This window comes from Nonomuraea deserti (assembly GCF_004348685.1).
GTDB classification, from domain to species: Bacteria; Actinomycetota; Actinomycetes; order Streptosporangiales; family Streptosporangiaceae; genus Nonomuraea; species Nonomuraea deserti.
Genome location: NZ_SMKO01000005.1, coordinates 23,773 through 45,718, shown reverse-complemented (window position 1 = coordinate 45,718; position 21,946 = coordinate 23,773). Strand labels below are relative to the sequence as shown.

Here is a 21,946-nt window from a genome sequence, read left to right as displayed (position 1 = left end):
GACACGGAGGTCGAGCATGGAGAGCACAGCCACGAGGCGGACGCTGTTGAAGGCGGCTCTCGCCGGCGTGGGCGGGGCGGTGGTCAGCGCCGGCGTCATCCCGGACGCGCGGGCCGCCGCGTCCGGCCGGCTTCGCCCGGACTGGCACCGTCGCATCGACGAGATCGTCGCCGCCATCGGGCCGGACGGCACCGGCATCACCGTGGCCGTGAGCAAGGAGGGCCGTACGGTGTTCGCGAAGGGCTACGGCCTGCGCGACCGCGGCCTGCCCGAGCGCTTCACCGGCGAGGACTATTTCCAGGTCGAGCAGCTCGACGAGGTGCTGGACCTGCCGCGGGGCCGGCGCCGCAGCACCTTCGACACCGTCTACAACCTCGGTTCCATCAGCAAGGGATTCACGGCGGCCGCGGTCCTGCTGCTCCACGAGCGGGGCAGATTGTCGGTCCACGACCGGCTCGGCACCTTCCTGCCCGACTACCGGCGCGCCGCCGACGTCACCTTGCTCCAGCTGATGCACCAGGTGACCGGCATTCCCGACTACAACGACTTTCCGCTGTTCCAGTCGGCGTACGATGCCTTCGTCGCCTCCGGGGAGTCCGACCACTCGGCCGTCGTCGCGAAACTGGAGTCGCTGCCGCTCCAGTTCCCTCCCGGATCGAAGTACGCCTACAGCAACAGCAACTTCCTGCTGCTCGCGCTGGTGGTGCAGAAGGTGGCCGGGATGCCCCTCGGCCGTTTCCTGCAGCGCCACTTCTTCGACCCGCTGCGGATGCGCGACACGACCCAGGGATATCCGGCTCGCGGCAGCCGGGACGTCGCCCTCGGCTACTACGCCGAGACCGACGGGGTGCACCGCGCGTACCAGTGGAGCCTGCCGTGGATGACGGGCGCCGGCGGGCTGACCGGCAGCGCGCGCGACCTCGCCGTGTGGGACGCGGCGCTGTCGCGGCCCGGCCTGTTCCGCCGGGAGACGTTGCGGATGATGTTCACCCCGGAGCTCGGCGGTTACGCGTGCGGCTGGGTGATCCAGACACACGACGGCAAGCCGTACATCTGGCACAACGGCGGCATGGGCGGGTTTCGCACCATGCACGCCCTGTTCCCGGACCAGGACATCTCCGTCATCCTGCTGAGCAACGACCAGACCACCTATCCCGCAATCGACCGGAGCGCGCCCAAGGTGTTCGACGCCGTGCGAGAGATCTGGTAGTGCCTCGTGGTCGCTTACACACTCCGCCGGCTCCTGATCGCCATCCCGGTGATCGTGGCGTCGACCTTCACCGTCTTCCTGCTCGTGACCATGGCAGGGGACCCGCTCGCCAACCTCAAGGGCCGCAACCCGCCCCCCTCGCCGCAGGTGATCGCGGTCGAGGAGCAGCGCCTGCACCTGGACGAGCCGCCGCTGCAGCGGTACTGGACCTGGATCACCGGCGTCGCGCAGGGCGACTTCGGCCCCTCCGTGCGGACCAACGTGGACATCGGCCACGAGATCGCCGTCAGGTTCGGGGTCACCGTGCGGCTGATAGCCGTGGCGGTGCTCCTCGCCCTCGTGCTCGCCGTGGTGGTGGGCGTGATCAGCGCGGTCAAGCAGTATTCGGGCATCGACTACGGGTTCACGTTCGCCGCGTTCCTGTTCCTGTCGATGCCGTCGTTCTGGTTCGCCGTGCTGCTCAAGCAGGGCGGGATCTCCCTCAACAACCTCATCGGCGACCAGGTCGTGTACACGATCGGGGAGAAGTCCGTCATCGTCGAGGGCGGCGCCTGGGCCCAGCTGGCCGACGCCGCCGGCCACATGGTGCTGCCGACGATCTCGCTGGCGCTGCTCTCGTTCGGCGCGTGGAGCCGGTTCCAGCGGGCGTCCATGCTCGACGTGCTCAACAGCGACTACGTCCTGTTCGCCCGCGCCAAGGGACTGTCCAGGCGGCGCGTCATCGTACGCCACGCCCTGCGCACGGCGCTCATCCCCATGACCACCGTCACCGCGCTCGACTTCGCGACGCTGATCTCCGGCGCGGTGATCACCGAGACGGTCTTCCAGTGGCGCGGACTCGGTGAGTTCCTCGTCACCTCCGTCAGCCAGCGCGACGCCTACGCGGTGCTCGCCTGGCTGCTGGTGGTCGCGGTCGCGGTCATCGTCTTCAACCTGATCGCCGACCTGCTGTACGCCCTCCTCGACCCCCGGATTCGCCATGAGTGACCACACCGGGGCGGCACCCCGCCCCCCATCGAGCGCGCAGGCGGCCGTCGCGGTGCGCCAGCGCAGCCAGGGCGAGCTGGTGCTCCGCCGCTTCCTCCGGCACAAGGCGGCCGTGATCAGCCTGGCGCTGTTCGCCGCCGTCGTCCTGCTGGCCTTCGTCGGCGGCGCGCTCTGGCGCTACGACTACGCCGACATCACCTCGGCGGTGTCCGTCCCGCCCTCGCTCGACCACCCGTTCGGCACCGACAACCTCGGCCACGACACGTTCGCCCAGGTGCTGCGCGGCACGCAACGGTCGATCGAGATCGCCCTGCTCATCGCCTTCCTGGCCGGGCTGGTGGGCACCCTGTGGGGCGCGTTCTCCGGCTACTACCGCGGCATCACCGACAGCGTGATGATGCGGATCGCCGACCTCGTCCTCACGCTGCCGCTGCTGGCGGTCGCCGCCGTGCTGACCCGCGCCACCTCCGGCTCCTGGTGGTTCGTCGCGCTCGTCATCGCCGCCCTCCAGTGGGCGTACGTCTCCCGCGTGGTGCGCGGCGTCGTGCTGTCGCTGCGGGAGAAGGAGTACGTCGAGGCGAGCCGCGCGCTCGGCGCCACCGACCGCTGGATCATCTTCCGGCACCTGATCCCCAACGCGCTCGGGCCCATCATCGTCAACGTCACCATCCTCGTGGCCGCCGCCATCCTCGTGGAGACGGCGCTGTCGTTCCTCGGCCTGGGCGTCCAGCCCCCCGACACCTCCCTCGGCCTCCTCGTCAGCGAGGCCGACACCGCGGTCAGCACCCGGCCCTGGTTGTTCTACTTCCCCGGCGCGTTCATCGTGGTGATCGCCCTGTCCATCAACTTCATCGGCGACGGGCTGCGCGACGCCTTCGACCCGACCCAGCGGAAGGTGCGCGCATGAGCGAACGTGAGGCGGTGCTCGAGGTCGAGGGCCTCACCGTGTCGTTCCCCACCGAGGACGGCCTGGTCCGCGCCGTCCGCGGGGTCAGCTACGAGCTGCGGCGGGGCGAGGTGCTCGGCATCGTCGGCGAGTCCGGCTCGGGCAAGTCGGTCACCTCGATGGCGGTGATGGGCCTGCTGCCGGCCTCGGCGCGGATCGGCGGCTCGGTCCGGTTCCGCGGCCAGGAGCTGATCGGCGCGCCGGACAGGCAGATGCGGACCCTGCGCGGCGGCCGGATCGCGATGGTCTTCCAGGATCCGATGACCTCGCTCAACCCGGTCTACGCGGTGGGCGACCAGATCGCCGAGGCGGTCAGGGCGCACAACGACGTCAGCGCCGCGCAGGCCCGCGAACGCGCCGTCGAGCTCCTGGCCATGATGCAGATCCCGCGGCCCCGCGAACGCGCCCGCGACTATCCGCACCAGTTCTCCGGCGGCATGCGCCAGCGCGTCGTCATCGCCACCGCCATGGCCAACTCGCCGGACGTCATCATCGCCGACGAGCCGACCACCGCGCTCGACGTCACCGTGCAGGCTCAGGTGCTCAGGGCGCTGGAGACGGCGCGGGCCGCGACCGACGCCGCCATGGTGCTGATCACCCACGACCTCGGCGTCGTCGCCGGGGCCGCGGACCGGGTGCTCGTCATGTACGCCGGTCGTCCGGTGGAACTGGGCGGCGTCGACGACATCTACTACACGCCGCGGATGCCGTACACGCTCGGTCTGATCGGCAGCCTTCCCCGGCTCGACGACGCCCGCAGGGCTGACCGGTTGACGCCGATCGCGGGGTCGCCTCCGTCCCTGCTCGACCTGCCGCCGGGATGCCCGTTCGCGCCGCGCTGCCCGATGCGCCGGGAGACCTGCGAGACGGCCGAGCCTGAGCTGGCCGCCGCGTCCGGCCCCGACCACCTGGCCGCCTGCCACTTCTCCGCCGACCTCGAAGGGCGGCGACCCGAGGACGTCTTCACCGTGACGTCGGCCGACGATGTCGCTGGAGGTGCCGCATGAGCGGGCAGCCGCTGTTGAGCGTGCGGGACCTGGTCAAACACTATCCGGTGCGCGGCAAGGGCCTGCTGCGGCGGACGACCGGGGACGTGCACGCCGTGTGCGGGGTGTCGTTCGACCTGCAACGCGGCGAAACCCTCGGCCTGGTCGGGGAGTCGGGCTGCGGCAAGTCCACCACCGGGCGGGCCGTGCTCAACCTGCAGCCGCCGACCTCCGGGCAGGTGCTGCTCGACGGCCAGGAGCTCGGCGCCGTCACGGCCGCCGCCATGCGCCGGCTGCGGCAGCGCATGCAGATCGTGTTCCAGGACCCGTACGCGTCCCTCGACCCCCGCATGACGGTCAACGACGCGATCGCGGAGCCGCTGCGCATCCATGGCACCTACCGCCAGGACGGGCCGGACCGGGTGCGGGAACTGCTCGGCGACGTCGGGCTCAACCCCGAACACGGCAACCGGTACCCGCACGAGTTCTCCGGCGGCCAGCGGCAGCGCGTCGGCATCGCCCGGGCGCTGGCGATGCGGCCCGAGCTGATCGTCCTCGACGAACCCGTGTCGGCGCTCGACGTGTCGATCCAGGCGGGCGTGGTGAACCTGCTGGAGGACCTCCAGCAGCAGCTCGGCCTCGCCTTCCTCTTCGTCGCCCACGACCTCTCCGTGGTGCGGCACATCGCGCACCGGGTCGCGGTGATGTACCTGGGCCGCATCGTCGAGATCGGCGACAGGGACGAGCTGTTCGACCGGCCCGCCCACCCGTACACCCAGGCGCTGATCTCGGCCATCCCGGTGCCCGACCCACGGCGCGAACGGGTCAGGGCTCGCGAGCGGATCGTGCTCGAAGGGGACATCCCCAACCCCGTCAGCCCGCCGAGCGGCTGCCGGTTCCGTACGCGCTGCCCGAAGTTCGCGCACCTCACCGCGGACGAGCGGAGCGCCTGCGTCGAGCGGGCACCCGAGCTGGTCGACCGCGGCCACGGCCACCCGGCCGCCTGCCACTACGCGGAGGTCGCCGCCGTGTGACACCCGGCGTTCAGGACAGGTCGGACAGGTCGAGGACGAAGCGGTAGCGCACGTCGTTGCGTTCGAGGCGGTCGAGGGCTTCGTTCACGCGCGCCGAGGGGAGCAGCTCGATGTCGGCGGCGACGCCGTGCTCGGCGCAGAAGTCCAGCAGGGCGGCGGTCGCGGGCCGGCCGCCGCTGCCCGCGGAGCTGAGCTTCTTGCGCCCGACGAGCAAATCCATGGCCTGCAGGGTGACCTGCCCCAGGTGCCCGACGAGGCCGAGGGTCCCGTCCATGGCCACGAGCCGCAGGTAGGGGCCGAGGTCGTGCGGGGCGGGGATGGTGTCGATGACGACGTCGAACCGGTCGCGCGCCGCGGCCATCCGGTCCGGATCCGTGGAGACGACGACGTCGTGGGCGCCGAGCCGGCGGGCGTCCCCGGCCTTGCCCGCCGACCGGCTGATGACCGTGGTGTCGGCGCCGAGCGCCACGGCGAGCTTGACCGCGAGGTGGCCGAGGCCGCCCAGCCCCGCCACGGCGACGCGGCTGCCCGGGCCCACGCCGAGTGTGCTCAGCGGCTCCCAGACGGTGATCCCGGCGCAGAGCAGCGGAGCCGCGGCGGCGGGGTCGAGGCCGGCGGGGAGCCGGTAGGCGAACCGGTCGCGGACGACGTACTCGCGGGAGTAGGCCCCCAGGGTGGTCGACCCGTCGTGGCGGTCGGCGCCGCCGTAGGTCAGGGTCGGGAACTCGTGGCAGAAGTTCTCCTGGCCGGCGCGGCACATCGCGCACGCCCCGCACGCGTCGACGATGTTGCCGACCGCTACGGGGTCACCGGCGGCGAACCGGGTGACCGCGGACCCGGTCCCGGTCACCACGCCCGTGAACTCGTGGCCGGGCACGACGGACACGCCGGTCTCGCGGTGGGCGCGGACGGCCTGCAGGTCCGTGTGGCAGACACCGCAGTAGTCCACACGTACCGCGATGTCGTCAGGGCGCAGGTCGCGCCGTTCGAAAGACGCCCGCCGCAGCGTCGTCACGGGGCCGTCCGCGCGCCATCCCACTGTGGTCCTCATCCGGACTCCTATAAACAGACTGTTCGGTTTATTTCACCTTGACACATGGGATGCCCAGACAGCAAACCGACTGTTCTGTTTGGTAGGCTCGCGCCATGGCCGACCAGCCCCTGACCTCCCGCGGCGCCGCGACCCGCGGTCGCATCCTCGACGCGGCGACCAGGGAGTTCGCCGAGCACGGCATCGCCGGGGCGCGCATCGAGCGGATCGTGGCGGCCGCGCGCACCAACAAGGCGCAGCTCTACGCCTATTTCGGCAGCAAGGAAGGGCTGTTCGACGCCATCTTCTTCGGCTCGCTGGAGCGGATCACCAACGTCGTCCCGATCGACGCCACCGACCTCGCCGACTGGGCCGTGCGCCTCTACGACGAATATCTCCGCCGCCCCGACCTCATCCGGCTGGCCACCTGGGCCCGCCTGGAGCGGCGCCCCGCCGGTCACCTCGTCGAAGACACCGACCGCCTCGACGAGCACAAGCTGCGCGCCATCGCCGAGGCGCAGGCCTCGGGGGTCGTGCGACCGGGCGATCCGTTCGACGTGCTGGCCCTGGTCATCGCGATGTCCATGGCGTGGTCGCCGGTCAGCAACGTCTACGCCGCGACCGCCGACGAGCCCTCCGACGTGCACGAGCAGCGTCGCGCCCTGCTCCGCGAGAGCGTCAAGCGCGCCGTGATGACGTGAGCGCGCGCACCGGCGCGGCGACGCCGGCTCTCGGCCGCCGCGAACGCAAGAAGCAGGCCACCAGGGCCGCGCTCCGCGACGCCGCCCTGCGCCTGGCCCTGCGCCACGGCGTCGACAACGTCACGGTCGAGCAGATCGCCGACGAGGCCGACATCGCGCTGCGGACCTTCTTCAACTACTTCTCCAGCAAGGAAGAGGCCATGGTGGCGCCCGTGTCGTCCGCCGCGGAGCAGCTCATCGCCCAGTTCAGGGCCCGGCCGCGCACGGAGTCGGTGCTGCGGGCGTTCCGCGAGGCGGTGCTCATCGTCCTCAACGAGAGCGACGCCGTCAGCCATGACCACCTCGAGGCGTTGCGGCTCATCCGGCGCGAGCCATCGTTGATGCCCCAGCAACTGGCCGTGCTCGCCGCCCAGGAGAAGACCTTCGCCGAGGCGATCGCCGAACGCGTCGATCCTCCGGGCCGCGACGGCTTCTATCCGGCGGTGTGCGCGGCCGCCGTGCTGGCGGCGCTCCACGTCGTCCTGGACCGGTGGCTCGATCAGGCCGTGGGCCTGGACCACGCGTCCGCCACGGCCCTGCTGGGTCAGCAGTGCGACGCGGCCATCGCCGAGCTCGCCGCCGGCCTGGACCGTCCCGGCCCCGCGACGGCGTAAGGCTCCCCGCCGCATGGGCGGCGGGAGCGCCGCGCCGCCCATGCGGCGGAGTGCCGCGCCGGACTTCCGTTCTGCGGAAATCCCACTAAATCGTGATTTATCACACGTGATACGTTAAACGGGTCGTTTGTCCCTGTAGTGATGCAGCCACGCAGAAAGGCAGAGTGTGCGAGCCGACGATCAGATCACTGACCGGAAGCTAGAAAAGGCCGACTTCAACGACATCTACGATCGTCCAGACCCCCGGGCGTACTTCGACCGCCTAGGCAGCTTGGATTACACCGTCCCCCACCATGGGCAGCGCGTCTTCCTCAAAGTGCTCGACGCGCTCGACGTGGACTCACCGACCGTCGTGGACCTGTGCTGTTCGTACGGCGTGAACGCGGCGCTGATGAAATGCGAGCTCACGCTCGACCACCTCTACGACCACTACGCCGACGACCAGGTGGCCCACCTGGCCCCAGAAGAGCTCGCCGACGAAGACCGCAGCTTCTACCGGAGCCACCGACGGCAGGCCGCTCCCCGGGTGATCGGGCTGGACACCGCCTCGTCAGCCGTCGAATACGCCGTACACGTGGGCCTGCTGGACGCGGGAGCGTCCGACAACCTGGAGCAGAACGACCCGTCGCCCGAACTGGCGCAGATCGTCGGCGAAGCCGACCTCATCACGGTCACCGGCGGCATCGGCTACATCACCGACCGGTCGATCGACCGCCTGCTCGACTGCACGTCCCCCGATCGCCGCCCATGGTTCGCCGCCCTGTGCCTGCGGACGGTCGACTTCACCCCCGTGGCCGACACGCTCGCCCGCCACGGGCTGGTCACGGAGCAACTGGACAACGCCACCTTCCCGCAGCGGCGCTTCGCCGACGACCTGGAGCGGGAGTTCGCCCTGCGGTCGCTGGCCGAGCAGGGCCTCGACCCCACGGGCAAGGAAGCGGACGGTGAGTACCACGTCAACGTCTTCCTCTCGCGTCCCAGCGAGGACGTCGCCGTCGCGTCCATAGACGCGCTCCTGGAACACCTGGCCCCACCTGACGGCGCCTCCGCCACCAACCACCTGCCCGGCTGAGCCCGCCGGCCGGAGGCCGCTGCCTCCACGGCCTCGGCCTCCGGTCACCATGAACGTCAGCGCCTCGACCGCCTCAGTGGGCGAGCCTGCGCGCCACGTCCTCGCGAATCCCCGACGGCAACAGGGGCACCAGGCCGCCACGGCAGGACGGCGGGGCCTGCGCCAGCAGCCCGGCGATCGTGGCAGGCGGAAGGCGGCTCAGCGCCTGAGCTGCCGGATCCTTCTGCATCGCCGCGACGGCGAGGCCGGTCTGCCGGGCGTCGATGTCGGCCATCGCCTCGATGGCCGCCGCCGAATGCCGATCGTGCATCTGGCCCAGCACGAGCCCGCGGTGGTGGGCGCTCATCGCCAGGACCACCCTGGCCACCAGGCGCGGGTCGCGCACCTGGTTCAGCAGCCAGCCCGCGCGGGCCGGCAGCAACATCTGGAGGATGGTCGCGCTCTTCGCCGCCTGGCGGCACATCTCCTCCACCGCGGCGGTCGTGAACAGCTTCCACCGCTCGGCGAGCAGCACCGCCGCCTCGTCGGGGGGCAGGGTGAGGATCATCGAACCCCGTTCCGCGTCGCCGACGTCCGCCAGCGTCCGGCGTACGCGTCGCGCCGCCACGCCGGCACCCGCTCCCCCGCCGCCTGCCGAAGCGCCCCTGCCTCCGGAGGCGCCTCTGCTGCCGGGGCCGCCGTTCGCCCGTGCGACCTCGTCCTCCCTGGGCGGCCGGGGTTGCGTTGCCGTAGCAGCACGCGACGGCGGCCGCGGTCCGGCGCCGCGATCGCCCCCGGCGGCCCTTTCCAGCTGCCGCGCCAGCTCACCGGCGGTCATCCGGTTGGCCGGGCTCTTGGCGAGCAACCGGTTGAGCGTCGGCTTGAGCCGGACAGCCCTGATCATGGGGTCGGGGGGCGAGGTGAGGATCGCGAACCTGGTGGCCTCCTCGGTGCTCTTGCGGAACGGCGGGCGTCCTTCCAGGGCCGTGTAGAGGGTGGCCCCGAGCGACCACAGGTCGGCCGCCGGGCCCACCGGCGTGCCGCGTATGCGCTCGGGGGCGAGGAAGTCGGGGGTGCCGATGATGTGGCCGAGCATGGTGATGCGCTCGTGGCCCTCGATGGCGGCGATCCCGAAGTCGACCAGGACGACCGAGCCGGCAGCGGTGATCAGGATGTTGTCCGGCTTCACGTCGCGGTGGAGCACACCCACCGCATGTGCGGCGGCGAGCGCGTCGAGCGCCTGGGCGCCGATGCGCACCACGGCGGGCTCGGACAGCGGCGCCCTTTCGATGAGCGCGCCGAGCACGGTGCCCTGGACGTAGTCCATCACGATCCACGGGCCGTCGGGGGCGTCGAGCACGTCGTGAACGCGGACGATGCCGGGGTGGTCGATCCGGGCCAGCGCCTGCGCCTCGCGTTCGGCCCGCGCCTTCAGCTCCGGCAGGCGCCCGACGTCCGCACGCACCTGCTTGAGCGCCACCACCCGATCGAGCTTGCTGTCACGGCCGCGCCAGACCCATCCCATGCCGCCGCTGCCCAACTGCGCCTCGATGACGAACCGGCCGGCGACGCGCTCACCAATCATCGTTCAGCCCGGCGTACTCGGCCCGCCCGCCGGTCGCGGCCGTCCGCGCGGCCCGGTCGTCGCGCAGGTCGCGCAGCGCCTCGTCCTCGAAGCTCCTGGTCTCGTTGTGTTCCTGCCGTGGCGGCGGGAACGGGGTGCCGGCGTCGTGGAAGGCGTCCGTGCGCGGCTCCTCCGCGGTGTACGGGCGGGTCGCGCCGTCCCGCCGGGTGCCGCGCGCGAGCCGCCTGTCAGCCTCGTTGATCTGGTCGATGGCGTCGTTGACCTCCTGCTTCTCCAGCGCCGCCACGATCGTGTCGTAGCTGCCGGGCCGCTGCATGAGCTTGACGAGGATCGGCAGGCACTCGATGAGCAGGATGAACAGGAACAGCAGGAGCCTCGCCGTGCTGAGGGTGGCGTTGTCCCGCGAGACCCTGCTGAGCGCCTCCAGCCGCAACATCAGGCCGTCGGACCCCTTGATCTCGTCGGCGAAGCCGTCTCTCAGCCCGGCCTGCTGCTCGGTCAGTTTGTCCAGCTCGGCCTGCACGGCGCGCAGGTCCTGCTCCGCCTGGGTCAGCCTGCTGGCCTTTCCTGCCTTCTGGGTGTCGCTGAGCTGCCGTCTGCGCTGCTCGATCTGCCCGTCGAGGTCCTTCGCCCGGTTACGGGCCGCGATGTACGCCTCCTCCGCCGCCTTGGCGAGGGGACCCCGGCCCTTCTTCGCGCACTTGGGCGGCCCGACGTACAGCTGGCACTGCCATTCCTGGTAGGCCTTGTCGCGCTGCTTCACGGCCTGGGCCCGCGACTTGGTCAGCTCCTGGACCCGGGGGTCGGCGGCGGGGTCGAGCGGGCTATCACCACGGGAGACGATCACGGCTTCCAGCGCCGTGGCCGACTTCTCCAGCTCGGCGATGCGCCGGCCGGTCTCGCCCGCCTGCTGCGTGCGGGTGAACGCGTCGGTCCGCTCCTGCTGGATGTCGACGATCTCGGCGTCGATCTCGGGCTTGAAGATCTGCAGGACCAGCGGCGTGGAGATGACGGCGCCGAGCAGCAGCGCGAGGAGCACGCGGGGCAGGGCGAGCCAGAAGCGCCGTCCGCCCTGGGCCGGCAGGGACGTGACGAGCCACCGGTCGAGGCTCAGGATCGCCACGCCCCAGACGAGGCCGATGAGGACGGCGAGCGGCGGGAACACCTTGAGCGCCGAGGCGAGGGCGAAGGTCATGGAGATGGCGGCGACGCAGGCCGTGGTCAGGATGGCGCCACCCATGCCGTGGAATCTGGCGCGCTCTCCCTTGCACCTGTCCAGCACCTCCGGACGCGCACCCGACAAGACGATCAACCATCTACCGACCACACGCCACCCCGGGGGAAAGGGACAGGATGCCGCACAACCTATCCCGTGAGTAATCCGCTGACTACCATAAACAACCGGCAATCATGACTTATAACAAGAGGATAAATGTCGGCTCACCAAGGCCTCCTTCACCAGTCCGCCTCGAGTCACCATGAAACGGACAAACGATGATCAACTACATATTTCGCCAGTGGTGTTGAACAAGGTTAATCACCGGACAGGGTCGTGAACGGGCGGGGAGATTCTTGCACCATTTCGCAGAGGGCGGGTTGCGGGGCGAGCTCGCCGATCTGATCGTCTCATTCAGGGAACGGCTGGCCGTCGTGGAGATCGACGCCGCCGGCATACGTGTCTTCGAGGTTCGCGCCGACGAGGTCGGCACGGCCCGCCACGCGCGCAGAGCCTCCGCCAAGTGGTCCACCCTGACCGCCTCGGGCGACGAGGTCTTCGACGCGGTGCTCCGGGTAGCCCGCGATCTGATCTCCGCCGACGAGGCCGATCCCGTGGTGATCACGCGCTCCGCCGGCGGGCACGAGCAGGAGGCGGCGGTGCGCGCGCTGCGGCAGTGGCGCCCGTCGGCCCGGCTCATCGAGGAGTCGGGGGTGAAGGTCGGGGAGCTGCTCGGCGAGCTGACCGCCGGCGCGCCCCTGCGCCAGACGTACGACCTGGTCGTGGCCAGGGAACGCGCGGAGGACGGCAGGCTCGAACTCGTGGGCCGGCGGCTTTTCGGCGCCGGCGCGCAGCCCGGCGACGAGGCCCGCGTGGCCGTCACGTGCACCGACGCGGGCGGCATGGTGCTCGCGGTCTCCGCCTGGTCGGGCCCGCTCCAGCCGTCGGGGCTGGTGTCGGCCGACCACGCGCCGCTCCCGCCGGGGCGGCACGTGCTGCGGGCGGTGCTGGAGCGCCCCGGCCTGGTCCGCTTCCCGGAGGTCCCCGGGCTCCGGCCGGACACGCGTTCGTGGGAGGAGGTCGTGGCCACGCTGCCGGAGCGGCTCCCGCGCGCGCCCCGGCCCGCGCATCTGGTGTGCGCCGTCGAGACGGCGGGCACGAGGGAGGAGTTCGAGGCCCGCTGCCACTGGGCCGGCTACGTCATCGACCTCCTCGCCGAACGCTGCCCCGACCTCCAGCAGCTGAAGGTGTCCGTCGTGGGATACGGCACCCACGTGTACGACACCAGGCGCGCGGACCGGAGCCGGCCGTCCCTCGCCGCCTGGTCGGCGTCCACGGCGCAGGCACGCGCCGCCCTCGAGTCCCTGCGGCCCACCACGCCGACCTACCCCAACGCCGCCCAGATCGAGGACATGCTCGCCGAGGTGCGCACCAGGCTGCTGCAGCAGCCGGCGAGCCCGCGCACGGCGCTGCTCACCATCGGGGCGCGGCCCCCGCACCCGCCCCGGTCCGGCCTCGACCGGGTGCCGGCCTGTCCCGCGCGGCACGACTGGCTTGCGCTGCTGCGCGAGATGGAGCAGCAGCGCGGCCTGAGGAGCGCGGTCATCTGCGACAGCCCGCCGGCCAGCTCCACGTCCCCCTGGCGCCGGCTCGGCTCGACCGCGTTGTTCCAGGTGGACGCGGTCAACGCGGAAGAGCTCGCGGTCCGGCTCGGCCTGGTGCCCGAGCCCGCAGGGGTGCTCTCCCTTCCCTTCGTCTCCCAGAGTGAGGACAGCGGTGGCCGACACTGACTCCGCCCCTGGCGATCCCGAGCGCGGCCGGGAGCCCGACATCGCGATGTGGGGAGCCTCGGGCAGCGGCAAGACCGCCTTCCTGGCGGCGCTGAGCATCGCACTGAACAAGTCCCGTGACGCCGGCTGGAGGCTCATCGGCGAAAACGCGGTGTCACGGACTGAACTGGCGAAACTGCGCAACACGCTGCTGCAGGCACGTACGTTCCCCGCCCCGACCGAGGCCCTCACCCACTACAGCTGGATGATCATCGGCCCGGCGGAGACGCGCCGGCGATGGTGGTGGCCGTGGACGGCGCGTGCGGCGAGGGCACCGAAGATCAAGCTCGACTTCCTCGACCTCCGAGGTGACCTGTACGCCGAGTCGGAGTCGAACATCGACAAGAAGGCCCTGGTCGACAGCCTCGTCAAGAGCCGCGGGCTGATCTACATGTTCGACCCCGACCGGGAGGCCAGGGTCGGCGACGCGTTCAAGCACCTGGACGCCGCGCTGCACGAGGTCGCCGGCCGGATGCTCGTCGGCGACGAGTACGAGGACGGCAAGCTGCCCCACCACATCGCGGTCTGCATCACCAAGTACGACGACCCGCGGGTGCTGCGGATCGCGATGGAGGGAGGGTTCACGGAGCGGGACCCCACCGACGAGCTGCGCATCCCCCACGTGCCCCCGGACCGCGTCCGCGACTTCTTCCGGCTGCTGTGCCAGGAGGCCCACGACCACAACACGGAGATGATCCTCGACCTGATCGAGGCGTTCTTCCACAAGGACCGCATCAAATACTTCGTGACGTCGTCCGTCGGCCTGTTCATCGACGAGGATCTCGGCCGCTTCGACCCCGACGACTACCTCAACGTCATCGACAACGCCGGCGGCGGGCTGACGATCCGGGGCGCCATCCGCCCCATGAACGTCATGGAGCCCGTGCTCTGGCTCGGCCAGATGCTCCGGCCCGGCGCGATCGGGAGCGGACGATGGAACGGCTGACCGCCCACTGGGCGATCCTCGGCAAGACGCCGGAGAGCCTGGACGACTACAGCGTGATCCGCTGCAGTTCGGGGGCGATCTCCAACGCGGAGTTCGGCATGTGGCTCAAGGCGTTCACCTCCGGCACCATGGAGCCCAAGGCCCTGCCGCGCGTGGCGACCAGCTACTTCGCCGCGGACGGCGAGCCGTGGCTGGGGCTGTCCCTGCAGAGGGAGCCCGACTCCCAGGACGGCTTCCACCGCCCGTACGCGATGACGTACTACGTCTGCGTCCGCTGGGCGGACGTCGTCGCGGGGCCGAGCACGGTGTCGTACCGTGCCCTGTACGAAGCGCTGGCCGAGGAGGACTTCTCCGGCGACGCGCCCTTCGGGCTCTCCCTCGCCGCCTACGACGAGCGCCACCTAGCCGATCAGGTGAACGGCACGGCGCGGCGGGCGGCGGCGCTCCTGCTGACCGGGCGGCCCGTCTGCGTGGTGCGGGCCGGCCACCTCCCGCCGGACCGGCGGCTGGACTTCCTCGACGCCGTGGCCGCACTGCTCCCGTACGGGTTCCGCCACACGCTGGCGGTCTCCACCTGGACCAACAGCGCCTCCCGGCACCGGATCCGGCTCTCCTTCGCCGAGGTGCCGCCCACCCACGGCGCGTGGGAGCTGCCCTGGGAGGCGGATGACCGGCCGGCGTCGTTCCCGCCCCAGGCGCTGCTCTACGAGAAGGAACTCGAGCGTTACCAGGGTGACGACCTCTGCGACCTGGTGGGGTGGCTCGGCACCCTGGTGGAGCCGCGCGACTTCGACGACGTCTCCCACCGCGCGGCGGCGTCCAGGCTGCTCCGCGGCCGTGCCTCCGACCGGGGCACGGCGTACGGCGGGCAGTCCGTCGTACGCCCGCCGAAGCCCTCGGTGGAGCAGCTGCTGCACCAGTGCCGTGAGAGCATCGCGCACGCCGAGGAGCAGCGGCTCGGCGCGCTCACCGCGCAGCTGGCGGAGCGGGCTCGCGACCGGGTGACCGACCAGGACCGCAAGACCTACCGCGTGTTCATCAGGGCGAACCCGATCCGCCCGCCGGAAAGGCTGAGCGGTTCCGCCGTCGTGCGCGACTTCTTCGAGATCCTGCTGCGGCTGCTGTACGCGGCGCCGATGCACGCGGCCGACGTCGAGGAGATGCTGGTCGATCTGGGCGGCCAGCGCCGCCTGGAGCACGGCCTCTCCCCGGCGCTGCTCGCCGCGATGAGCAAGCTCCTGCCCGCGAGCGCTCCGTCGGGCAGGTTGCTCATCGCCTACCTCCAAGGCCCCGAGCACCTGCACAAGGTGCTCGCCGTCATGTCGGAGGACGAGCTGTGCCACGTCGCCGTCCGCTCCCGCAACCGCAAGGTGCTGGAAATAGTGATCACCGAGGCGGACCGCCGCGCGCTGCCCACCGATCCCCGGGGCATGGAGGCCGTCAGGTACGCGCTCGCGCGCCACCGCTACCTCATCGAGGCGATCAGCTCCATCTGCGCGGCCGAGGAGAGCGTGGTCCGCTACCAGGACGTGCTCTGGGTGGGCCACCGCCGCTACCTGACGTCGGCCGACATCAAGGAGATCCTGGCGGACCTGGACAGCCCTCCCCGGACGTTCCTGCTCGCGATCATGACCCTCGGCGCGCCGGGAACGGCCCCGGCCCTGCTCCACACCATGGCCGGCGGCACGATGCGCGAGCTGAGCATGACCGGGACCCCCGTCGCCGACACCGTCAAGGCCGGCCTCGACCGGATGCTCGCGCGGGACGGCGGCGGCGACGGCCGGATGGCGCGATACCGCCGACGCGCCGGCCTGGGCCGGCTGGCACCGGCTTCCACGCTCGGGAAGGCCCTCGCCGGCGCCTCGATCGTCCTCGTCGCCGCCGCCGGCGCGCTCGCCCTGTGGCTGTGGCCCTGACCGCCCGCGGGCTCCATGAGTCGCCGCCGTCGCGCTCGCCTGTGTCTGTGGCTCCGACCGCCCGCGGGCTCTCAGAGCCGCGGCCGTGGCGGGCAGGCCCTGTGGCGGTGGCTCCGCCCGCGGGGTCTCAGATGCGCAGCCGCGGCCAGGTGGCGGTGTCGCGGAGCAGCCTGCGGTCGTGGGTGGCCAGGACCACCGCCGCGGCCGTCACGGACAGCGCCTCGGTCAGCTCGTCGACCAGCGCCATGGACAGGTGGTTGGTCGGCTCGTCGAGCAGGACGACCTGGGGCCGCCCGGCCAGCAGGATGGCCAGGTCGAGCCGGCGTTGCTGGCCGATCGACAGCTCGTGCACCGGCCGGTGCGCGGCCTCGGAGGGCAGCAACCCCAGCTGCGTGAGCCCGACCTGGTCACCCTCGCGCAGCGCGCCGGAGCTGACGAGCCGGCCGACCGCGGCCTCGTAGACCTCGAAGGCCCGCCGCCGCGACGGCGGCGGTGACTCCTGGGCGAGCAGGCCGACGCGGGCGCCGCGCTTGCGCTGCACGGTCCCGGAAGCGGGCGCCAGCGTCTGGGCGAGCACGGCGAGCAGGGTCGACTTGCCCGAGCCGTTGGGCCCGGTCACCACGAGACGGTCACCGGCGCGCAGATGCACCGACCGGGGCGCTTGCAGCCTTCCGGCCACCGTGACGTCGTCGGCCCGCAGCAGCGTGGCTCCCGGCGTCGCCTCCAGCCGCGGCATCTGGAAGCGCAGCGGCGGCTTGGGCACGTCGAGCACCTGCGACTCCAGCGCCTCCCGCCGCCGGTGCACGGCCCGCACCAGCGCGGGCGCCCGGGTGGCGCGCGTGTGCTTGCCGGTGCCCTTGTCGGGTCGCCATCCGGTGGACAGGCGGTTCTGGGCGGCGGACAGGTCCTGCGCGAGCCGCTGCCGCTCGTTCTCCTGGTCGCGGAAGGCGAGCTCCCAGCGTTCACGTTCCGCGCGGTGGCCCTCGCGGTAGCCGTCGTAGCCGCCACCGTACGTACGGGGCAGCCCGTCGCTGGTCGGGTCGAGGTCGAGCACGGTGGTGACGACGTCGGCCAGCAGCGCGCGGTCGTGGCTGACCAGCACGACCCCGCCCGGATGCGCCCGCAGCCGGGCGGTCAGGTGGTCGAGGCCGCTCGCGTCGAGGTGGTTGGTCGGCTCGTCCAGCAGCAGCAGGTCGTGCCCGGCGCCCAGCAGGCCGGCGAGCCTGATCCGGTACCGCTGGCCGACGGACAGGCCCGCCAGGGGCCGATCCCGGTCGCCGACGGCGCCGAGCGCGGCGAGCGAGACGTCGACGCGGCGGTCGGCGTCCCACGCCCCGAGGGACTCCGCGGCGGCGAGCGCCTCGGCGTAGTCCTGCTCGGCGCCCGGACGTTCCTCCTCGAGGGCCCGCGTCGCCGCGTCGAACGCGCGGAGCACGGCCCGCACCTGCGCGAGTTCGACGTCGATCAGGTCGCCGACCGTGCGGTCGTCGCCGATGGGCAGCTCCTGGTCGGCGACGCCGACGGTGCCGACCCGGCTGACCGAGCCGGAGTCGGGAGTCAGGGCGCCGGCGAGGACGTGCAGCAGTGTGGTCTTGCCGCGGCCGTTCTCGCCGACCACGCCCAGGCGGTCACCGGGGGAGACGGTGAGGTTGACGCCGGTCAGGACCGGCCTGCCACCGCGGGCGAGACGCACGTCGGTGGCGCTGAGATGGGCCCGCGCACGAGCCGGTAGGGACATGGCGGTGGACACGCTTCCTCCAAGGACCGGGCTCGCGCGCAGGCGGGCGCCCGGTGAGAGACGAGAGCTGACGACGGAGGGATCCGGCCGCGCCCGGGCCCGTCGATCAGGGCAGAACCGGGTCGGCAACGGCGGCCGGCGTCGTCGTCCTCAGAGGAAGAACAGGTATTGCACGTGTCCACTATAACGGCCGCCGGGTCAGCGGGCGCGGCGGTATGTGAGCCGCCGCAACGCCGTCTCCGCCGGCCCGCGCCGCCCCGTACGCGACAGCGCGGCGGCCAGGACCACGGTCCCGAGCCACGTGAGCACGGCGATGCCGGACGCGGCCGCGTCGCCGACGCGGGTGGCGAGCCCGCCCAGGTACGGCGTGAAGATCGCGACGAAGACCACCGACTGGAGCAGGTAGCAGGTGAGCGACCACTGGCCGCAGGCGGCGAGCGCCCTGGTCACGGTTCCGGTGGCGCGCCGCCTGCCCTGGGCCGCGACGCGCCCGACCAGCGCGGCGTACGCTAGCCCGCCGGCGATGCCGGTGACGCTGTGCAGGGCGTACACGGAGATGGCGACCGCGTCCGTGGGGCTCCAGAGCCGCGTGTCGACCAGCGTCAGCGGCAGGGCGCCGGCGACCGCGATCAGCGTGCCGGTGGCGGCGACCCGCGAGAGCAGCGCCCGGTGCAGCGCCGGCTCGTCAAGCAGCCGGCGGCGGGCCGCCCAGATCCCGAGCAGGAAGGCGGGCACGACGCTCACGGCGAAGTAGGTGGGGGTCATCCCGATCCAGCCGACGATCCGCGTCAGGGCCGCCTGGAGCGGGTCGGCCATGGCGGCCGGCGTGTCGCCCTTCTCGGCGGTCGCGGTGAGCAGCCCGAACAGGGCGAGCACGATGACGTGCAGGACGGCCGCCACGCCGGCGGCCCAGAAGAGGGCACGGTCGCTGCGCCGGACGAAGCCGACGAGCACCAGCCCGACCAGCCCGTACGCGCCGAGGATGTCGCCGAAGAACAGCAGGAGCGCGTGGCAGAACCCGAACGCCAGCAGCCACAGGCTCCGGCGGCGCAGCACCCGCCGCACCTCCGGCCAGCTCTGCCCGGCGCCGAGCCGCCGGTCCGACAACTGGACCAGGCCGTAGCCGAACAGGGCGGCGAACATGGGCAGCGCGCGGCCGTCCACCAGGAGGATCTGCGCCCCGGCCACCACCCGGTCGAGGGTGCCTCCGTCCAGGGTGTAGCCGCGGAAGCCCGAGGGGTGCCCGGACAGGTACATGTGCGCGTGCGCCACGGCGATGAGCAGCAGCATGACCCCGCGCGCGAGGTCGGGAGCGAGGGATCGCCGGGCGAGCGGGACGGCGCCCTGGGCGAGGGCCGGAGCGGAGATGGACATGGACTTCCCCCAGCTTTAGATACACGACTGTAGCTTAACTGCGTGAGTAAGATACAGCCCTGTAGCCAAATGAGGGAAGAGCATGGGTGCAAGCAACCGCCGGACGCGGCGGCGCGGCCAGGAGCTGATCGACGCCATCCACGCCGCGGTGCTGGAAGAGGTGGTGGAGGTCGGCGTCGGACGGCTGACCATGGAGGGCATCGGCAGGCGCGCGGCGACCGCCCGCACCACGCTCTACCGCCGCTGGCCGGATCCGATCGAGGTGCTCCTCGACGCCCTCTATCACTCACATCCGGTCGAGGAGCCGACCCTCGCCGCCGACGACCTTCGCGGCGACCTGATCCGGTCGCTCCAGCTCATGGTCACGTGGACGCTGAGCCCGGCCGGCCGCGCGGTCGCCGCCATCCTCACCGACCCCAAGGGCGCCGCGAAGATCTCCGACGCCCTGTTCGAGAGGGTCTTCGCCCGGCGGGGCGGCACGTTCACCAGCACGGTGCTCCGGCACTACGCCGAGCGCGGCCACTTCCCCGCCGCGCGGATCACCCCGGTGGTGGCCGACATCGGCGAGGCGCTCGTCACCAAACGGCTGATCGACGGGGCGCCTCCCACGGACGCCGACCTGGCCGACATCGTCGACCAGGCGATCCTGCCGGCGATCGGGCTCGCCGATCACCTCCCCCAGGACCGCTGAGCCGCTTCACCTCACCTGGCGGACCGCTGACCCGCCTCCCGCGCCACCTGCTCCACCCTGTCGCGGTAGGCCTCCCACCACGCCTGGTCGCCCTGCGGCAGGTTGTCGTTGCCCCGCTGCATGCCGGCGGCCCCGTCGATGAGCTCGCGGACGATGTCGGCGTGGCCGGCGTGCCGGTTGGTCTCGACGATCATGTGCGTGATGATCCGGTGCAGCGTCACCTTGCGACGCTCCTCCGACCACCACGGCACCTCGCCGGGCGCGTCGAGCGCCAGCGCGTCGATCGTCGCGTCGGAGTGGGCCCACACCCGGTGATAGAGGCCCACGATGTCCTCGCGCGACTCGTCAGCGGTCGCCCACATGTCGGCGTTGGGCTCGGCGTCCTCCGCCATCCACGGCAGCGGCTCGGGGAACGGCCGGGCGAAGACGTCGCCGAGATATTCCGCCTCCGTGCCAGCGACGTGCTTGACCACCCCCAGCAGGTTGGTGCCGGTGGGCGTCAGTGGGCGGCGGACGTCGTAGTCGGACAGGCCGTCGAGCTTCCACAGCAGGGCCTCGCGTGCGCGCTGCAGGTAGAAGCGCAGATCCGACTTCAGTTCGAGATCAGTCATGCGTGCATCCTGGCAGGCGCCCCCGGCAACGCGCACTCGTATTCAGCGCGGCTCGACGGCGGGCACCTCGGCCCAGTCGGGACGGTTGAAGTAGGCGCGGGTCTCCCTGACGACGAGCCCGGAGAGCAGGAGGAGGCCGATGAGGTTGGGCAGCGCCATGAGACCGTTCATGATGTCGGAGAATGTCCACACGGTCTGCAGCTCCAGCACCGTGCCGACGAAGATCAGCACGATGAACAGCAACCGGTACGGCACCACCGCTCCCCTGCCGAAGAGCCGGTCCATGCAGCGCTCGCCGTAGTACGCCCAGCCGAGCAGCGTGGAGAAGGCGAAGAAGACCAGGCCGATCGTCACGACGATGCCGCCCCACTGGCCGGGCAGGCCGTGGCTGAAGGCCATGGTGGTGAGTGGCGCGCCGTTCTCGCCGCTGCGCCAGGCGCCGGTGACGACGATGGCCAGGCCGGTCATGCTGACCACGACCAGCGTGTCGATGAACGTCTGGGTCATCGACACGAGCGCCTGCCGCACCGGCTCGTTCGTCTTGGCCGCCGCCGCGGCGATGCCGCCGGTGCCGAGGCCCGACTCGTTGGAGAAGATGCCGCGGGCCACGCCGTACCGGATGGCCAGCATGATGCCCGCGCCGGCGAACCCGCCGGTGGCCGCGGTGCCGGTGAACGCGTCGGCGAAGACGAGGGCCAGCGCATCGGGCAGGTTGCCGACGTTGGCGACGATGATCCACAGGGCGCCGATGATGTAGAAGACGATCATCACGGGGACGAAGGCGCTGGTGACCGCGCCGATGCTCTTGATGCCGCCCAGGATGACGACGGCGGCAAGCACGGTGATGATCGCGCCGGTCAGCCACATGGGAACACCCCACTGCGAGTTGACCGCGTCGGCCACGCTGTTGGACTGCACCATGTTGCCGATGCCGAACGCCGCGAGCGCGCCGAAGACGGCGAACAGCACGCCCAGGGCCGCGCCGAACTTCCCGCCCACCCCGTAGGTCAGGTAGAACATCGGGCCGCCGCTCTGCTCGCCCTTGGCGTCGGTACGGCGGAAGCGCACGCCGAGGAACGCCTCCGAGTATTTCGTCGCCATGCCGACCAGCCCGGTCACCCACATCCAGAAGAGGGCGCCGGGGCCGCCGAGGTGGATGGCCGTGGCGACGCCCGCGATGTTGCCGACGCCCACGGTGGCCGCCAGGGCCGTCGACAGGGCCTGGTAGTGGGAGATGTCGCCCACGCCCTCGGCTTCCTTGCGCCGGATGAGCGCGAGCCAGAGGGCGTAGAAGAGTTTGTGGAACTGCAGGCCGCGCAGGACGATCGTGAGGTAGAGGCCCGTCAGCAGGAGCAGGGGGATCAGCAGGAACGGCCCCCAGACGAAGTCCGAGATCGCGGACAGAAGGTCTTGCACCCCAAGCTCCTCACGCTCACATGTGA

General features: G+C 71.6%; 17 protein-coding genes and 1 pseudogene. 11 read left to right on the top strand and 7 right to left on the bottom strand.

The window, feature by feature from the left end; all coding sequences use genetic code 11:
* Window positions 1-16 precede the first annotated feature (16 nt).
* The 4 genes and pseudogenes from E1292_RS03485 (at window position 17) to E1292_RS52510 (ending at window position 5,163) form a co-directional block, all read left to right on the top strand.
* A complete protein-coding gene (locus E1292_RS03485) occupies window positions 17-1,210 on the top strand; it encodes a serine hydrolase domain-containing protein (protein ID WP_165974351.1) in 1,194 nt (397 codons plus the stop codon).
* Window positions 1,211-1,216: 6 nt separating this feature from the next.
* On the top strand, window positions 1,217-2,197 hold the full coding sequence (locus E1292_RS03480) for an ABC transporter permease (RefSeq protein WP_132591896.1): 981 nt from the start codon (window positions 1,217-1,219) through the stop codon (window positions 2,195-2,197).
* Entirely contained in the window at window positions 2,190-3,104 is a 915-nt protein-coding gene (locus E1292_RS03475; protein ID WP_132591894.1) for an ABC transporter permease, read from the top strand. The genes E1292_RS03480 and E1292_RS03475 overlap by 8 nt, the downstream gene beginning before the upstream one ends.
* A pseudogene (locus E1292_RS52510) lies at window positions 3,101-5,163 on the top strand (ABC transporter ATP-binding protein). The gene E1292_RS03475 and the pseudogene E1292_RS52510 overlap by 4 nt, the downstream one beginning before the upstream one ends.
* Before the next feature lie 10 nt (window positions 5,164-5,173).
* Here E1292_RS52510 and E1292_RS03460 read toward each other — a convergent pair.
* The gene (locus E1292_RS03460) at window positions 5,174-6,214 is read right to left on the bottom strand and encodes an NAD(P)-dependent alcohol dehydrogenase (protein ID WP_132591888.1); all 1,041 of its coding nucleotides are present in this window, start codon (window positions 6,212-6,214) and stop codon (window positions 5,174-5,176) included.
* Between the two features lie 95 nt (window positions 6,215-6,309).
* On the opposite strand from E1292_RS03460, the gene E1292_RS03455 reads away from it, so the two are divergent.
* From E1292_RS03455 to E1292_RS03445, 3 genes are all read left to right on the top strand, one after another.
* Window positions 6,310-6,894, top strand: coding sequence for a TetR/AcrR family transcriptional regulator (locus tag E1292_RS03455; RefSeq protein ID WP_132591886.1), 585 nt, complete (start codon window positions 6,310-6,312; stop codon window positions 6,892-6,894).
* Window positions 6,891-7,547 carry a TetR/AcrR family transcriptional regulator gene (locus E1292_RS50830; RefSeq protein WP_165974350.1) on the top strand — a complete coding sequence of 219 codons (657 nt, stop codon included), beginning with the start codon at window positions 6,891-6,893 and terminating at the stop codon, window positions 7,545-7,547. The genes E1292_RS03455 and E1292_RS50830 overlap by 4 nt, the downstream gene beginning before the upstream one ends.
* A 271-nt stretch (window positions 7,548-7,818) precedes the next feature.
* The gene (locus E1292_RS03445; protein WP_220446642.1) at window positions 7,819-8,619 is read left to right on the top strand and encodes a class I SAM-dependent methyltransferase; all 801 of its coding nucleotides are present in this window, start codon (window positions 7,819-7,821) and stop codon (window positions 8,617-8,619) included.
* A 73-nt stretch (window positions 8,620-8,692) separates the two neighbouring features.
* On the opposite strand, the gene E1292_RS03440 is transcribed toward E1292_RS03445, so the two are convergent.
* Both E1292_RS03440 and E1292_RS03435 read right to left on the bottom strand, forming a co-directional pair.
* Window positions 8,693-10,183 carry a serine/threonine-protein kinase gene (locus E1292_RS03440; RefSeq protein WP_132591884.1) on the bottom strand — a complete coding sequence of 497 codons (1,491 nt, stop codon included), beginning with the start codon at window positions 10,181-10,183 and terminating at the stop codon, window positions 8,693-8,695.
* Window positions 10,173-11,465, bottom strand: coding sequence for a DUF4407 domain-containing protein (locus E1292_RS03435; RefSeq protein ID WP_281284002.1), 1,293 nt, complete (start codon window positions 11,463-11,465; stop codon window positions 10,173-10,175). Before E1292_RS03435 ends, E1292_RS03440 begins: the two co-directional genes overlap by 11 nt.
* A 290-nt stretch (window positions 11,466-11,755) precedes the next feature.
* Here E1292_RS03435 and E1292_RS03430 point away from each other — a divergent pair, with 290 nt between their 5' ends.
* Genes E1292_RS03430 through E1292_RS03420 form a run of 3 tightly spaced genes read left to right on the top strand, consistent with a single transcriptional unit; the run spans window position 11,756 to window position 16,090 of the window.
* A complete protein-coding gene (locus E1292_RS03430) occupies window positions 11,756-13,189 on the top strand; it encodes a hypothetical protein (RefSeq protein ID WP_132591880.1) in 1,434 nt (477 codons plus the stop codon).
* A complete protein-coding gene (locus tag E1292_RS03425) occupies window positions 13,176-14,174 on the top strand; it encodes a hypothetical protein (protein WP_132591878.1) in 999 nt (332 codons plus the stop codon). The genes E1292_RS03430 and E1292_RS03425 overlap by 14 nt, the downstream gene beginning before the upstream one ends.
* Window positions 14,162-16,090 carry a hypothetical protein gene (locus E1292_RS03420; protein ID WP_132591876.1) on the top strand — a complete coding sequence of 643 codons (1,929 nt, stop codon included), beginning with the start codon at window positions 14,162-14,164 and terminating at the stop codon, window positions 16,088-16,090. The genes E1292_RS03425 and E1292_RS03420 overlap by 13 nt, the downstream gene beginning before the upstream one ends.
* A 127-nt stretch (window positions 16,091-16,217) precedes the next feature.
* Here the strand turns inward: E1292_RS03420 and E1292_RS03415 are convergent, their stop codons facing one another.
* A complete protein-coding gene (locus E1292_RS03415) occupies window positions 16,218-17,828 on the bottom strand; it encodes an ABC-F family ATP-binding cassette domain-containing protein (RefSeq protein WP_132592028.1) in 1,611 nt (536 codons plus the stop codon).
* Between the two features lie 198 nt (window positions 17,829-18,026).
* On the bottom strand, window positions 18,027-19,202 hold the full coding sequence (locus tag E1292_RS03410) for a DUF418 domain-containing protein (protein ID WP_132591874.1): 1,176 nt from the start codon (window positions 19,200-19,202) through the stop codon (window positions 18,027-18,029).
* Between the two features lie 82 nt (window positions 19,203-19,284).
* On the opposite strand from E1292_RS03410, the gene E1292_RS03405 reads away from it, so the two are divergent.
* Complete coding sequence (locus E1292_RS03405) at window positions 19,285-19,893, top strand: TetR-like C-terminal domain-containing protein (protein ID WP_132591872.1); 609 nt, start codon at window positions 19,285-19,287, stop codon at window positions 19,891-19,893.
* An 11-nt stretch (window positions 19,894-19,904) separates the two neighbouring features.
* Here the strand turns inward: E1292_RS03405 and E1292_RS03400 are convergent, their stop codons facing one another.
* On the bottom strand, window positions 19,905-20,504 hold the full coding sequence (locus tag E1292_RS03400; RefSeq protein WP_132591870.1) for a DinB family protein: 600 nt from the start codon (window positions 20,502-20,504) through the stop codon (window positions 19,905-19,907).
* A 42-nt stretch (window positions 20,505-20,546) separates the two neighbouring features.
* Window positions 20,547-21,920 (bottom strand): alanine/glycine:cation symporter family protein, encoded by a 1,374-nt coding sequence (locus E1292_RS03395; protein ID WP_132591868.1) that lies wholly within the window; start codon window positions 21,918-21,920, stop codon window positions 20,547-20,549.
* Window positions 21,921-21,946 lie beyond the last annotated feature (26 nt).